Raw genomic sequence first — 14,624 nt, 5'->3', positions numbered from 1 at the left:
TTTTAGGTTTTAAATTAAAGTTAATATGTTTTATTGATTTTAAGTGTTTAATTTTAATGTAAAAATCTTACGAGTTTATTTTTAATACGTTGTAATAAACTTGGTGGCTGATTTAGCGATCGCAAATAATTAAAAACTATATTCACCTGTTTATAGTTCAACCTAAGAGATGTTGGCATAGATAATATTTTGTCTTGGGTCATCTCACCATCAAGCGATTGTGACTCACCGCAATGGATACCGCTACCATCAAATCCTATATTTTTTACAAGTGATTTATTAGGGAAAAGCGTTAAGCCATTCAATATGAATGTACTTAAATACCAGCGAATAGCCCAAGAGTCAATATTACCAGCGATTTGAGACTCTAACATCTTGAAATAGTTAAACGAACCATTTAAATCAAACTTATATTTCTGTTTTTTGTTTGCCTTGATCTGTTTATAACCATTCATTTCAGGATCAAAGTGCTGCCATGCTCGCTGCCACGTAGCCCATCCCCATGAAGTTGTAAATGGAAGAAAGATAGCATCATTATCTGAAGTTAATTTTACAGGGAACATATATCCAGATACCTGGATTACTTTAGACTCTTTTTCATAAATCTCTAAAGCTTTGTTCATATATTCTAGAAAAAAAGGAGACAAAATTAAATCGTCTTCTAAGACAATAACTTTACCATATTTACTACAAAGTTCTGTAACACCTTGAATAATAGAGTTAGCTAATCCCAGATTCTGTTGTCGTTCAATAATATGAACCTGTCCACACCATTGTTTACTTCTAACTACCTCCCTGACTTGCGTAACAGCTTCTTCATCTTCTGGCTTTTTAGCTGCATCACAAAATATAAATAACTCACTTGATTCTGCACCTTCATTTTGAGCAAGTGATTCTAGTGATTGTTTTGTATGTTCAGGTCTTTTATAAGCAAAAAATGCTATTGGTGCGGGTTTCATAAATAATTTGTAAATTAATAAATTTTTTTATTAAAAAAATAAAAAATTAATCTTAAAAACTACAAGGATCAACTAACTGCCTATACCAAACTTCTAGTAATAAACATTTATACAATATAAATGTGTGTTGACGATTAATTTTAAATTCATGTATCAGTTTAAAAATAAACTCTTGGTTTAAAATCTTGAGTTCAATTAGATACCCTGATTGCAACTGATCTAAATATGCTAAAATAATACCCTGCATCCATTCCTGAACAGGAGGTTGAAAACCTCTTTTGGGACGGTTTAGTACCTCATCAGGAATAATACCCTGAAGAGCTTGCCTTAACCAATATTTCTGACCTAATTCATGGTCTGGCTGGGTTTTACGCAATCCTATAACTAGCTCAATTAACTTATGGTCAAGTAGGGGTAGTCTTGTCTCTACTGATGATGCCATACTAACGCGATCTCCCAAAGATAAGCAGTTAGATACTAACCATGTGTTAAATACTAACTCACAAATTTTTATGGGGATATCTTCCCAGGGTGGGGATTTTAGCTGAAAAGGCTGATAAGCATTTCTTTCAGGAATTTGAGCTAGAAACTCAGGATGGTATATTGTCTGGGTATAATCTATAGCTATTTGAAAATCTGGTATAAGGTTTTGATAGACAGCCTGTTGAAAATAATCAAGGTTCATTTTTCCTATTTTGATACCTTGATTTAATAATGAACGGATTGGAGATGGATTTTTACGGCTTAAAGACAATCTTTGGTAAAAAGGATGTTTACTTATTTGCTCTATTGATGATGATAACCAACTAGGAAAACTTTGATTAATTAAGTAATTTTGTTTTTGCTGAGTTAATTGTACTGCTTCTATTATCCAAGCATAACCCCAAAATAACTCATCTCCTCCTGTACCAGAGAGCATGACTTTAATGCCATGTTCTTTGGCAATTTTCATCACCGAATAATGTCCATAAGCAGCAATATCAGCTATAGGATCGTCCATTGCTGCAACTAATTCAGGGAAAAAAGCTATTAAGTCTTCTGTCTGTAACTCAATATCCAAAAATGGTAATCCCAGTTTTTTTGCTAATCCTTCGGCTTCGGCTCGTTCATCATAGGGAGGACGACCAGGATAACCGATACTAAAGGCTTGGAGAGTATCTTTGTATTTAGGTGCTGCTAGTGCAGCAATAGCACCAGAATCTACTCCACCACTTAAAGCAATACCAATGGGTACATCAGAGCGTAAAGTTAACTCTATTACTGTATCTAGTTCTTGACGAATTAGTTCTACGGGATTGCCAGTAACAGGAGCAATTTTTTCTAAACTCCAATAGGGTTGGGGTTTAATTTCCCAAGTATCATAGTCAATTAAAAGATAATGAGCAGCAGGTAATTTATATACCCCTGATAAGGGAGTTAATGGTTCTGGTACGTACTGATAATGTAAATATAAATCTACAGCAATAGGATCTAGAGTGGGTTTTTGAGAAAGTAAAGGTAATAAACCTTTAAGTTCCGAAGCAAAATAAAAATTCTGATGATTATACCAATAATAGATGGGTTTTTCTCCCAAGCGATCGCGTGCTAAAAACAGTTGTTTTTCCTCTCGATCCCAAATGGCAAATGCAAACATTCCTCTCAGTTTCTCTAGGCAAAACTTACCCCATTGGCAATAAGCAGCTAGTAAAACTTCTGTATCTGTTTGACTAATAAATGTATGCCCTAAATTAATTAATTCTCCTTTTAATTCCAGATAATTATATATTTCGCCATTAAAAGTGATCCAATATCTTTGATCTTGATAGCTCATGGGTTGATGACCCAAAGGGCTAAGGTCTAAAATAGATAGACGAGTATGACCTAATTGAATATGGCGATCGCTCCAAATTCCTTGATCATCTGGACCTCGATCTTTAAGTTTACCTAAAACGTAATTTAAAGATAAGTTTGCACGATTATCATTAGATAGAATACCTGTAATTCCACACATTTCAATGTTGTTTTAAGAATTGTTTGGTTATTTTTATGGAAAAGCAGGTTCAAAATCAGGAAATTTCCCCTACTTCTAAAGAAAAATCTTTACTCGGTTTTGGATTCCTTCCTAAAATCTGTCTTATTTTAGAAGACGAGTATTTGTATAACCAATTGAACTCTTCCCAAAGACGGTGAATTTTCTTAGAGAAAGAGTAATGGGCTAATAAATTACTTCCGTCCCAAGGTGTTTGAGATAGATATAGGAAATAAAGTTTTTGATAAGGAAGTTTGTATTCTCTATGCCAAGGTTTTTTACTAGTGTAATGAATTATCCCAGGATTAGCAACTGCATCTACCTGTTCTTCTGTAAAACTCCAGCCAAACAAAACCGGATTTATAAGAGGAACCTGCAAATTCCAACGCTGGTGAAGGTAGCTTACTTGTCCTGCAAAGACAGCGTTCAGTGCATCTTGATCAGAGAAGCGCATTAAATGTGAATTTGTTTTTACCCAGCCTATTGTCTGTTCCAAAAAACCGATTTCCCTAGCTAGTTTAAGGTTAATCAATAAAAGACCGGCGTTGAAATAAATATGAGTTGATGGCAGTCTTAAATCCTTAAGGTGATCTAAAGCTGGACCTCTTAAATAGGAAATAGCATCTGGGACAACACCAAGGAGATTTTTCAATGGATAATCCCAAATTTCTTGGAGTGAATCCAGAACAATAACATCGGCATCAAGGTAAATTATCTTATCATATTCAGGAAGAATTTCTGGCAAAAACAATCTAAGATAAGTATTGAGAGTATGAACACCTTCAGGAAAGCTGGCCAATCGTTCTGGCGAAATCTGGTAAATTTTTAGAGATGAGTTATGAAACTCAGCAATTTCTCTAAAATTGCTTTTGACTTTTTCGCTAAGTCCAGTGGACAAAATATGAAACTCATACTCTTCACCACGTTTTGCGCTCCCAAAAATTGATTTGATGACAACTGCTGCGTAAGGTGCATATTTTTCATCACAGGAGAGAGCAATTGATATAGGTTCTTTCATAAAAATATTCTCGGGAGCATTGGTTAAATTAATGGATAGATTTACTTAATGGTGTATAAAACTCAATTTCTACTCTATTTGCTAAATTTGTTGAAGTTCTTGAAACCAAAATTGAGAAATTACTTTCCAATTAAATTTTTCAGCAACTCGCTGAATACCCCTTTTTGAGAGAGTAGTATTATGATGTAAATGTCTCACTCTTGCCAGTAAGTGATCAATATGAGCGCGAATGAAGGTTTCAGAGTAAGAAGATTGATTTGCTTGAATAAAGCAAACTGTTTTTTGATTCACTTTTTGATTCATCCTAATTTGAATAATATTCTGATCCAAGTTTTTGATGAAGTAAAGCTAACCTTTTTGATCGTGTTGTAACAATTGATTGCTCCCTACTTAAAATAAAATCGCGAATCTTGCCTCTAATACCTTGTTTAAAGCCATAATTCCGAATAGCTGGTAACCAATCTGTCCGCTTTCCTAACACTGCATGAGCGTAGTCGCCTTCATGCCAGATATCAACTTCTTGATACAAGAAAACTTCAGTTTCTGTATGATCAGCTAAAGCCAAAATCGTCACATTGTTAATATCTTCATCCACTGGCTGGATCTCTTCTGGATGATACTGTTTTAAATTTGCCTGCTTGCGTGGAGTAGGAAATGCGAGAATTAATCGACCTCTTTCACTCAATAGTTGTCTTAATGCTTCATGTAATATAGGTCTATCTGCAATGGCTATGTGTTCATATACATCGAGCAGCACAATCAGGTCAAATTTACCATCAAGTATGCCTTCTGTTAGTGGACCTTCTACAAAAGATAGTCTTGGAGAGCCGAAAAGTTTTCTAGCGATTTCCAGTGATTTTGGGCTAATATCAAGTCCAATAACTTCTGATTCTGGCCAACAACGACTCATTCTCCAGGAAATATCACCAATACCACAGCCGATTTCCAATATACGTTGAGGATTACTTGGTGTCCATTGCTCGACTGTCAGCCACGCACCTTCAATCCGAGGATTTCCTTCTACAAATCCTCTTATTTTTTCATTTATCTTGATATCGTAGTAATTCTTGACTTGCGCTATGTCTTTATTCATGATTCCGTCACTATCCTATTAAGAATACATTGTTTAAAATCTGTAATTATTTAGGGTAATAATTGTAGTTTTTATCATAAATAAGCAATACTTTTATTGTTTATTTCCTACTTTATTTTATTGACTATCCATTCACATTCTTCTACATACTTAGCGTGACCTGGATACCAATAATATTCCCTACTTTGTCCATAAATCGTCACCTCAAATGGACAAATATGCTCTATGGTTTGAAACTTTTTTCGAGTCTTTTGCTCTGCAAAGTGAACTTTAATGGTATATTTTCCTAAATACAATCTTAATTTAGGAATTCTGCAAATTAGATTAAACACACCTGGTTCGCGGCATATTGCTAATTCGGAATCTAATGTCAAGATATGCAACACGGGTTGTTGCATAGAATCATATATCTGAAAGGAAACTGCCGCACCTTTTATCGGTATTGGTGTAGAAATCTGAAAATTTACCTCCATCGGTTCGCCATGTATTTGAGTATTATTGGTTTCTGAAGTAACCAAGTCAATACGTGTAATTTTTGGGTCGTAATCAGACGGAAAATCCAAGTAGACCAATTGTTCGGTTTCCCCTTTGCTTAGATATGTGGCAATTCCTTCTTCGGTTTCTCCTTGATAAATACATTGCCCTTTAGATAGCATCACACAGTTTTGTGTTAAGCTAGAAATAGCTTGCATATTGTGGCTAACAAACAATACAGTTCTACCCTGCTCTGCCACGTCTTGCATTTTGCCAATACACTTCTTCTGAAACTGTGCATCCCCCACCGCCAAAACCTCATCCACAATCAAAATCTCCGGTTCTAAATGCGCCGCCACCGCAAACGCCAACCGTACATACATCCCCGAAGAATACCTCTTCACAGGCGTATCTAGAAACTTCTCCACCTCTGCAAAAGCCACAATCTCATCAAACTTGCGCTTAATTTCCTCCTTACCCATACCCAAAATAGCACCATTGAGAAATATATTTTCTCTCCCGGTCAACTCTGGATGAAACCCAGTCCCTACCTCTAATAAACTGGCAACCCTACCCTTAATTTTGATGCTTCCTGTAGTCGGTTCTGTAATGCGGCTTAAAATCTTTAATAGCGTTGATTTACCTGCCCCATTACGCCCAATAATTCCAACTCTATCACCTTGTTTAATTTCAAAAGATAAATCTTTTAAAGCCCAAAATTCTTCAAAAGCAGGATTTTCTGCCTTCTCTTTGGGATTAATTAAACTACCAAGAGATTTAACTTTATTAGTAATTACATCTCGCAGTGCTGTATAGCGTTCCTGCTGCTGATGTCCAATAATATATTTTTTACCGAGATTTTCAACGCGAATAACTGTATCTGACATAAGTATTAATTTATCAATTTGAAAATTATTGATTTGACGGCTTATATATCTCAAGATTAGGCTAAATTTAGCATTTAATTATAGAAGTAGCCAAATTACCCACCTATAGTATATTATTAGCTCACTTATAACACACTTATTTTATAAGTTGCCAGTAGTTATCCCCTATATTTGAATAGGATTTTCTCCTCAGCTTGTTTAAATTCAATATCAAATAAATCAAACACAACTTCCCTACCCAATAAAACTTCTTGGCAATCCTCATTTTGTAACCAGGCAACAGGAGCAGAAAAGGTATAATTGTCAATCTGCATTTCAACTTGTCGGAGTACATATTGTACACTCCCCCCTACTCCTTCTCCATTACTCAGAACTTCTCCTTGAGAAAGGGCATATCCTAAGTCTGTGCCTAAATAAAATGTAATTAGGCTAAGATCTGAACCAGAATCTACAAGCATTTCCAGGAGTTTAGAATTTTGAAAAGTTAGACAGACTTCGTATTTTGGCTGCCAATCATGTTTTTTGACTGTTCTAAAACGCACTGGGAAAAACTTCACTGGCTCAACAAATTCGTTCTCGTAGATCCGTTCAGTGATGTAGTCAGAAGATTTTAAGTTCTGAAGGTCAATTTGCTGTGTCATGATTCTATAATCTTGGTGATGAGCTATTACACCATCCTTAGTGTAAATAATCCATTCTCCACGATATTGTTTTAGTTTTCGGTAATTTGCTTTACGCCATTCTTTGGCACTATTGTATTTTTCGTTCATATTTAGCTGAGTTTATAAACATCATACAGCACTTTCCGGTGTTATGAGGTACATATCCAGCGGGCAAGATGCCCGCACTACAATAGTTTCATGGTTCAAGTTTGTACCTCATTAGAGCGAAATCTGCTGTAATAACTATTATGATGGAAACCATTCAGGATTGAGAATTTCTCTTAAAGAATAAGGACAAGTTTCAGGGAAAGATAATGGTGGATTTATCTGATACATGATTGATTAGCTCACTACATAGCTTTTTCAAAATCATCTGTAGTGTTACACAAGAATTCAGGATTTAATATTTCTTGTATATCATAAGGACAAATTTCTGAAAACGTACTTAATACTAAACCTGTTTCTGCTGATGCTTCTCTTCTCGCATTTCGATAAGCTTTGGGTAAAATATCAGGAATGTATTGTTTCAAACTTGGTTTTTCATTGAGTATATCTTGTAAATCATCTCTTTGGTTGGCAATGGTGGTAAACCAACTAATAGAACGTTTAGAAGATTGGTATTGCCATTTTAGCAAATGAGTTAATAAAATTATTAACCGATTTTTTAACTCATTTTTTTCACTAATGCCCATACTATCTAACTCTTCTGCCAAGTTCTCCCAATCCAAAGCTGTTATATCTCGACTAGCTAAGGCTAATTTTTGTTGAGTTAACCAATCCATGAAATCTGTTTCGTAGAGAGGTGATTTAGACATAAAACTAGTAATGATTACCTTTGTACCGGACAATTTTTCAACCCTATTGATCATTAGGTAAGCTGATACCTTGTTCTAATAACAATTGTCGTAATTTAGCTACTTCTAATTCAGCAGAGTCTGCCCGTTGCTTTTCCTGTTCTGCCCGTTGTTTTTCCTGTTCTGCCCGTTGCTTTTCCTGTTCTGCCCGCTGTTTTTCTCGTTCTTCTGGTATAGGCAACCAATTATTCTCTTTATCATACCAACGTAACCACTGTCTAGTTAGTCCTTGATATTCTCCCTCCCATAATCCTAAACCCAATTCAGCTTCTTCTAGCCATACTCCTAATCCATTAATAGAGAGCGGTTGATAACGGTTCATTACCAAACCAAAACAGTTAAATTCATTAGTATAACGGTTATAGACAAAATAATAGGGGATTCTGAGAATTTGCTCATATACTGTCCATTTATTAGGAGGTTGATTAACTTCCCGTAAATTTCTGCCTAAGTCTTCGTTTTCTGTTCCTGGAGATATTAATTCTACTACCACAAAGGGGTATGTTCCTTCATACCAAGTAACATAGCTTAATCTTAATTCTGTTTGTTCATAAAAACGGGATACCCCCAAAACTGCAAACCAATCAGGGCGTTTGTACCATTGTGTATGCTTGCTGTCATAGTATAAATTTAAGTCACTACCTGTAAATACATTATCTTCTGCATAAGAAGGTGGACGAAAAGTGCTACGCAATAATTCTGGTTGTAAAAGGTGAAATTCGTCTGGCAACCCTGGCTCCTCTGGATCTTCGCTAGGTAAATCATACATCGTTGGCAGTGTTTGTTGAGGAGGTAATGGCTCATAGCTGGGTTTGTTATACACATCGCTTTGATACATTGTTAATTATCTCCTGTATTTAATCACTGTTGCCATAGGTCTTAATCCCAGAATAATGTAGTGTTTCGTAGTCAATAGTAGGAAATATTTTCCTGCTATTGACGTTTGCGGTCGGTTTGACCAGTCATTATTTCTAAGTAAAGTTTGCCTCAACCTAGTTATCTAAGCTTGTTAGGGTAAAGACACTTTCCTTTCGGAATGTTTAATCAGTACCGACAGATCATGGAACTAGCGAATCCCAAGGTGTCATGACTTAAATAACGTTTACCCTTTGACTACCCTTCGACATAGCTCAGGGCAAGTCGCTCAGGGTGGTCTGGTTCACATCTAATCCGTATTACTACTTTTTAGAATGATCCCAAGATTCAACTATAGATTGATTATCACTGACATAACCATGAAATCTTGTTCTTAGAGAGAGAATTCAGACAGAAAATATCAGTGAAAATAACTTTTCCATTCTAGCAAATGATCTTAAATCACATCTGCAAAAGTTCGTTCCATCTTCCGAAAATACCAAATTCCACTCACTAATAGTAAAACAACTAGAGCCATGGAGAGAATAAAACCTGGTAAATATAACTGGGAGTTACCGCCCAAAATTGCCCATCTAAAACCATCAATTACTCCCACCATTGGATTTAAGGAGTAGAGAAACCGCCACTTTTCAGGAACTATAGTGCTACTAAATCCTACGGGTGAGATATATAAACCAAACTGGACAATAAATGGGACAATAAACCGGAAATCTCGATACTGCACATTTAAGGAAGCCAACCATAATCCTGCACCCATTGAAGCAGCAAAGGCCACACCAATAAATAATGGTAAGGTTAAAATTCGCCAAGTGGGAACAAAGTTATACCATGCCATCAAAGCCAATAAAATTATCCCAGAAATCATAAAATCCACAAAGCTAACTACTACCGCGCTAGTAGGTACTACCAATCTGGGAAAATAGACTTTTGATAGTAAATTGGCATTGGTAATTAAACTATTACTACACTCTGAGAGGGAATTGGAAAAGAACTGCCAAGGTAACATGGCGGAAAATACAAGAATTGGATAGGGCGCACCTTCAGAAGGTAATTTTGCCAATTGCCCAAATACTACTGTAAATACTACCATTGTCAAAAAAGGGCGAATTAGCGCCCAAACAATCCCAATGGCTGTTTGTTTATATCTAACTAAAATATCTCGCCAAGCTAGGAAGTAAAATAGTTCTCTATATCGCCATAAATCTTGCCAGTATTGCTTTTCTGTCCGCCCTGCTTCAATTATTAGTTCTGGTGGAGAAGTGGTTTCTTTCATGACTCTGATCTAGCTAACCTCATATTTACCATCATTTTCACGACATCTTGTATTTTATAAGAACATAGGCTGAAAACCCCGGAATTAACTCGTAGTTTTCTGTTTTTCAATAGCAGTTAGGTTTATCTAATTCCTTTCAAAAACTAGATTTGCTTCCGATTGAACTCTGACTTAATTAGACTCACAAATACACTAATAATTTTTTCTGGTTGATTTATATAATACTCATCTAAATCAACTACCACTAGATTACCAGTTAATTGCAAAAACACCCATTGATTGCCATTGGTAACACAACCATAAATATTTTCAACATTATTTCCCTCCGATTGATTTAATTGAGCAGCAGCAATCATTTCGGCAATACATTGAGCGAATCCTTGTTTAAGATTATCATTTTTCGCCTCCACCAAAGCAATCACAGGAGATGTTACATATAACTGTTGAGATGATAAACCGATTAAGAAATCGCAAAATCCATTTAAACCTTGCTCAATATTAACATTAAAATCAATTCCTGAGAATAAACTAATTTTATTATCTAATAATCTTCTTACTTCAATTAAAACAGGGGCAATAATCATTTCTGATTTGGCTTTCTCTGTACTAATTGCTTGAGCTAAGGGAATATTATTTTGTAAGTATTTGATAAAAAAAGCATCAACTGTTAACTGGTCGAAAGCAGTGAAAACATTTGTTCTTTCTTCAATATTAATGCCAAATATTTTAGTGATTCTCTCTAGAGTAAAGTCACTATAAGCCATTTCTTATCACCTTAATTTTGCTTAATGTTTTGGCTGAGTTTATAAACATAATAAATATTATGATGGCAACCATTCAGGATTGAGAATCTCTGTTAAAGAATAAGGACAAGTTTCCGGGAATATTGTTGGAGATAGTTCAGATTTACGAATTGTATTATTTCTAGCTTTGGTGTAAATTTTATCTATGATTTTTTCACAATGATTATAAAGAACTTTAGACTCTAATAATAAATCTAATTCAGACCTAAAATTATCAATTTCTTCAATCCATCCTTTGGCACAATAGAATCTCTCTGCTTCCCAATATTGATAAAGAAGTAAATGCTTAATAAGTTGTCTCAAGTAACTTTCTACTTTACGCCTTTGTTCGTTTCCCAATGCGGTGATTTCCTCAATCAAATGTTCCCAGTCAATATTTTCTAAATCCCGATTTTGCAGTTGGGTAAGGGTAATATCCAACCACTCCGGATAATCTTGTTCATAAATTTCGCCATTTGCTTGTGTAGGTGGCATTTTACTTACTCAATTACAGTTTAAATATTGATGTTTGATTTTAATCTCAGCGATGTTTCACCTAACTATTTTAGCAAAAGTTCCCGACTGGATCAGATTTTTTTCATGATTCTAATCTCGCGTCTACCATCATTTTCACCACATCCTGCATTTTATATCTAGCTTCCCATCCTAACTGGTTCTTAGCCTTACTCGGATTACCTCTACCCACAGCCAAATCTGTAGGTCTGAACAGGCTACTATCAACTACTACATGATCATGCCAATCTAAATTTACAGATACAAATGCTGCCGCGACAAAATCTTCCAGGGAAGTGCTTTCTCCCGTTGCAATTACATAATCATCTGGCTGTGATTGTTGCAACATTAAATACATTGCTTTCACATATTCTTGCGCCCAACCCCAGTCCCGCTGAATTGACATATTACCTAAATATAATTTTTCCTTACTACCTTGGGCAATCCGACAGGCAGTAGCAATAATTTTTTGAGTGACAAATCTTTCTGGACGCAGGGGAGATTCATGATTAAATAAAATGCCAGAACAGGCAAATAATCCGTAAGCTTCTCGGTAGTTAGCTACTTCCCAAAAAGCCGCAGCTTTAGCCACAGCATAAGGACTTCTGGGACGGAATGGAGTATTTTCTGCTGCTGCTACATTGCCAGTATCACCAAAACATTCACTCGAACCTGCATTATAAAGTTTAATGGTCGCGCCTAAAAACCGAATGGCTTCTAATAAATTTAGTGTGCCTGTAGCTATACTTTCTAATGTTTCTACAGGTTGTCCAAAAGATAAACCGACGGAAGTTTGTCCGGCCAAATTATAGACTTCATCTGGTTGGATTTTTGTCAGTACCTGTAAGACGCTACGGAAATCAGTCAAGGACATTGACTCCAGCTTTACTTGGTCTTTAATTCCTAAGTGGACTAAATTCTGGAAAGGGGAGATTTGGGCATCTCTGGAAGTTCCACAGACTGTATAGCCTTGTTTTAGCAGTAATTCTGCTAAATATGCGCCGTCTTGTCCAGATACTCCACAAATGAGAGCTTTTTTCATGTCAATTCATTACCCAGAAGTCTTTAACACTGTTACCTCCAAGCATCCGAGATTGCCTATAGGTAAATTCTCCCACAGAAGGATTACGATGGGGATGAATTACACCTGTTGCTTGTTGCCAAAGTTCGGCTGGGGCAAGAGATATCTCATACTTAGATCCATGCTTATGCACATGATACCATTTTGTTTCTTGGCACTCTTCGCACCAAAAAGCCTCTAACCACTCACCAGTTAAAGAAACTGTAGTTTTATTGGCGACTAAAATCATCGCTTCTCGACGAGGAATACCCCGCTCTTGTAGTTGTCCGGCTTGTTCGGCAAATAGCCCGTGTTTTTGACTAACACTATCTATATAGCAGCCATGTATGGGACAATGGATAGCCCTGCGTTGGGAACGTTTCCGATTTCGCTCACACCTTTTCTGCACTTTAGCCCCCTGATCACTAACTAAACAATAGATCGTAAGAAGGTTGCATGGGAGGGACTGAGATCAAAAAGACCATCAAAGCCCAACTCCTGATTCAACATCGTCTGAGGTATTAAATTTTGTTAACTAAGTTGTCTAAAAATTACTGAATTTGTTCACACACTGACGTTGATAACGCTGGAGTGACATTTCAAATTATAGCTTGTTCTAACACATTGATGTATTGTTTAGCGATGATTTCTGGCGTAAAGTTTGACTGCAAATATTCGCGGGAGGCATTACCCATTTTTTCTGCAAGTTGGCGATCGCTCTTTAAGTTGAGAATAAACTTAGATAGACTATCACTGTCTCCATTGTCAATGCTAATACCAAACTTACCATCTGCTATTAGCTGTCGCAAGTAGGAATCTTTTGGACAAATAGCTGCTATGGGTCTTCCCGCAGCTAAAGCTGGATAGAGTTTGCTAGGAGCAACTAAACTTTCTAAACCTGCTTCTACACTGACTAAGGATAAATCGCAAGCTGTCAGGGAATAAGGTAGCACACTTTTGTCTTGATAGGGGAGAAAGAGAAAGTTTTTTAATCCTAAACGAGTCACATCTTGAATAAAGCTTTCACGTTTGGGTCCACCACCAATACAAACGAATTGAATCGGTTCATCTTGTAATTTTTGAGCAGTTGCCAAAATTGTATCCGTATCATGACACCGACCCATATTACCAGAATAAAGAATTGTAAATTTGGTGTCCAAATTATGTTGTTTGGCAAACCAGTTTTTTTCTTTGGCAATGGGGACAATTAACTCAGAATCCCCCCAACTGTGAATCACAGACACCTTATCAGCCACTTCTGGACAGATTGCTATGACTCTCTCCTTCATAGCAGGACTCAGAACAATAATCCCTTTAGATTTTTGCCAAATCTGGCGGTTGACTGCCCACCAAAACTTAGCTAACCAGTGCTTTTTGGAAACTACTCCTAAAGCGATCGCAATATCCGGATATAGATCATAAATTAAGCATATATAGGGAAATTTTAATAACAAATGAGCGAAATATCCGGCTATTGATAAAAAAGGAGGTGCTGAAGTTAATAGAAATACATCATTTTTGCGAGCATTCTTGATAATATGGAGAAAAGTCCGCAATGTAAATAAAACACCATTCACAGCCTTCCCCCGAATCCTCTTAGACCAAAGCTGAGTAGATCGGGATCTTTGGACGCGAATGTTGCCTAATTGCTCTAAGGCTGGGGCTTTAGCCGTAGTAAAAGCGTACCCTGGTTGTCCAGTGAATACTCTAATCATGATTCCTTGTTTCTCAAGCTGTTTGACTAGTTCTTCAATCAACTGTCCGGTTGCAGCATAGTCTGGAGGAAAAAACTCGGTGATTACAGACAAAGTAGTTAGTTTATGATATAAAGCATCACTAGGTTCAGAAGGCAGAACAGCTTCCATTGAATGCAAAGGAGATATTAGAGAACTCTTATGATTTGACATTGTTTTAGTTGTAAGAGTAGATATCTGAACACTATTTAACTCTGTATGAGTTTTTGTTAAATATTGATTTTCGTTGATGGTTTGAATTTTTCTGCCTTTCATTTAGTGCCATTCTTGATTATAACCCACATTCCGCACCCCAAAATGTTACAGAGGGAAATTACGGAGATGAAAATCAAAGGGAGCATCAAAACAAACAGATAAAGTGAAAAAAGGCATTTGAGAAACAGTAAATCACCAAAAATGTCATCAAAATCT

The 14,624-nt window shown here is 36.3% G+C and carries 15 protein-coding genes; all 15 read right to left on the bottom strand.

The annotated features are described in order from the left end of the window. Nucleotides 1-53: 53 nt before the first annotated feature. Nucleotides 54-959 carry a glycosyltransferase gene (locus PN450_RS23545; protein WP_271837733.1) on the bottom strand — a complete coding sequence of 302 codons (906 nt, stop codon included), beginning with the start codon at nt 957-959 and terminating at the stop codon, nt 54-56. A gap of 52 nt (nt 960-1,011) precedes the next feature. Beyond that, on the bottom strand, nt 1,012-2,949 hold the full coding sequence (asnB, locus tag PN450_RS23540; RefSeq protein ID WP_271837732.1) for an asparagine synthase (glutamine-hydrolyzing): 1,938 nt from the start codon (nt 2,947-2,949) through the stop codon (nt 1,012-1,014). A 55-nt stretch (nt 2,950-3,004) separates the two neighbouring features. Beyond that, nucleotides 3,005-3,985, bottom strand: a complete 981-nt coding sequence (locus PN450_RS23535; protein ID WP_271837731.1) for a glycosyltransferase family 8 protein — start codon at nt 3,983-3,985, stop codon at nt 3,005-3,007. Nucleotides 3,986-4,066: 81 nt separating this feature from the next. Further along, nucleotides 4,067-4,276: a hypothetical protein gene (locus PN450_RS23530; protein WP_271837730.1), complete on the bottom strand. Its 210-nt coding sequence runs from the start codon at nt 4,274-4,276 to the stop codon at nt 4,067-4,069. 13 nt (nt 4,277-4,289) lie between these two features. Continuing rightward, the gene (locus PN450_RS23525) at nt 4,290-5,078 is read right to left on the bottom strand and encodes a class I SAM-dependent methyltransferase (RefSeq protein ID WP_271837729.1); all 789 of its coding nucleotides are present in this window, start codon (nt 5,076-5,078) and stop codon (nt 4,290-4,292) included. Between the two features lie 107 nt (nt 5,079-5,185). Then, nucleotides 5,186-6,439 (bottom strand): ABC transporter ATP-binding protein, encoded by a 1,254-nt coding sequence (locus PN450_RS23520; RefSeq protein ID WP_148764142.1) that lies wholly within the window; start codon nt 6,437-6,439, stop codon nt 5,186-5,188. Between the two features lie 158 nt (nt 6,440-6,597). Continuing rightward, on the bottom strand, nt 6,598-7,209 hold the full coding sequence (locus PN450_RS23515) for a retropepsin-like aspartic protease (RefSeq protein WP_148764144.1): 612 nt from the start codon (nt 7,207-7,209) through the stop codon (nt 6,598-6,600). Between the two features lie 242 nt (nt 7,210-7,451). After that, the gene (locus tag PN450_RS23510) at nt 7,452-7,916 is read right to left on the bottom strand and encodes a DUF29 domain-containing protein (protein WP_271837728.1); all 465 of its coding nucleotides are present in this window, start codon (nt 7,914-7,916) and stop codon (nt 7,452-7,454) included. A 43-nt stretch (nt 7,917-7,959) separates the two neighbouring features. Continuing rightward, nucleotides 7,960-8,793, bottom strand: coding sequence for a Uma2 family endonuclease (locus tag PN450_RS23505; RefSeq protein WP_271837727.1), 834 nt, complete (start codon nt 8,791-8,793; stop codon nt 7,960-7,962). A gap of 474 nt (nt 8,794-9,267) precedes the next feature. Continuing rightward, entirely contained in the window at nt 9,268-10,104 is an 837-nt protein-coding gene (locus PN450_RS23500) for an ABC transporter permease (RefSeq protein ID WP_168652917.1), read from the bottom strand. 143 nt (nt 10,105-10,247) lie between these two features. After that, nucleotides 10,248-10,868 carry a hypothetical protein gene (locus PN450_RS23495; RefSeq protein WP_015080489.1) on the bottom strand — a complete coding sequence of 207 codons (621 nt, stop codon included), beginning with the start codon at nt 10,866-10,868 and terminating at the stop codon, nt 10,248-10,250. Between the two features lie 57 nt (nt 10,869-10,925). Further along, on the bottom strand, nt 10,926-11,381 hold the full coding sequence (locus tag PN450_RS23490) for a DUF29 domain-containing protein (protein ID WP_148764150.1): 456 nt from the start codon (nt 11,379-11,381) through the stop codon (nt 10,926-10,928). 103 nt (nt 11,382-11,484) lie between these two features. Continuing rightward, entirely contained in the window at nt 11,485-12,441 is a 957-nt protein-coding gene (locus PN450_RS23485; RefSeq protein WP_271837726.1) for a GDP-mannose 4,6-dehydratase, read from the bottom strand. Nucleotide 12,442: 1 nt separating this feature from the next. Then, nucleotides 12,443-12,868 carry a hypothetical protein gene (locus tag PN450_RS23480; protein WP_271837725.1) on the bottom strand — a complete coding sequence of 142 codons (426 nt, stop codon included), beginning with the start codon at nt 12,866-12,868 and terminating at the stop codon, nt 12,443-12,445. A gap of 190 nt (nt 12,869-13,058) precedes the next feature. Then, entirely contained in the window at nt 13,059-14,324 is a 1,266-nt protein-coding gene (locus PN450_RS23475; protein ID WP_271837745.1) for a glycosyltransferase family 4 protein, read from the bottom strand. Nucleotides 14,325-14,624: the final 300 nt, after the last annotated feature.

The organism is Dolichospermum lemmermannii CS-548, assembly GCF_028330815.1.
In the GTDB taxonomy this organism is placed as follows: Bacteria; Cyanobacteriota; Cyanobacteriia; order Cyanobacteriales; family Nostocaceae; genus Dolichospermum; species Dolichospermum lemmermannii.
This window is presented reverse-complemented; position numbering and strand designations above follow the sequence as displayed.

Excerpts from the sequence above, each read along its gene's own strand:
- PN450_RS23545 (WP_271837733.1), bottom strand. The coding sequence starts at position 959 with ATGAAACCCGCACCAATAGCATTTTTTGCTTATAAAAGACCTGAACAT.
- asnB (WP_271837732.1), bottom strand. The coding sequence starts at position 2,949 with ATGTGTGGAATTACAGGTATTCTATCTAATGATAATCGTGCAAACTTA.
- PN450_RS23535 (WP_271837731.1), bottom strand. The coding sequence starts at position 3,985 with ATGAAAGAACCTATATCAATTGCTCTCTCCTGTGATGAAAAATATGCA.
- PN450_RS23525 (WP_271837729.1), bottom strand. The coding sequence starts at position 5,078 with ATGAATAAAGACATAGCGCAAGTCAAGAATTACTACGATATCAAGATA.
- PN450_RS23520 (WP_148764142.1), bottom strand. The coding sequence starts at position 6,439 with ATGTCAGATACAGTTATTCGCGTTGAAAATCTCGGTAAAAAATATATT.
- PN450_RS23515 (WP_148764144.1), bottom strand. The coding sequence starts at position 7,209 with ATGAACGAAAAATACAATAGTGCCAAAGAATGGCGTAAAGCAAATTAC.
- PN450_RS23510 (WP_271837728.1), bottom strand. The coding sequence starts at position 7,916 with ATGTCTAAATCACCTCTCTACGAAACAGATTTCATGGATTGGTTAACT.
- PN450_RS23505 (WP_271837727.1), bottom strand. The coding sequence starts at position 8,793 with ATGTATCAAAGCGATGTGTATAACAAACCCAGCTATGAGCCATTACCT.
- PN450_RS23500 (WP_168652917.1), bottom strand. The coding sequence starts at position 10,104 with ATGAAAGAAACCACTTCTCCACCAGAACTAATAATTGAAGCAGGGCGG.
- PN450_RS23495 (WP_015080489.1), bottom strand. The coding sequence starts at position 10,868 with ATGGCTTATAGTGACTTTACTCTAGAGAGAATCACTAAAATATTTGGC.
- PN450_RS23490 (WP_148764150.1), bottom strand. The coding sequence starts at position 11,381 with ATGCCACCTACACAAGCAAATGGCGAAATTTATGAACAAGATTATCCG.
- PN450_RS23485 (WP_271837726.1), bottom strand. The coding sequence starts at position 12,441 with ATGAAAAAAGCTCTCATTTGTGGAGTATCTGGACAAGACGGCGCATAT.
- PN450_RS23475 (WP_271837745.1), bottom strand. The coding sequence starts at position 14,324 with ATGGAAGCTGTTCTGCCTTCTGAACCTAGTGATGCTTTATATCATAAA.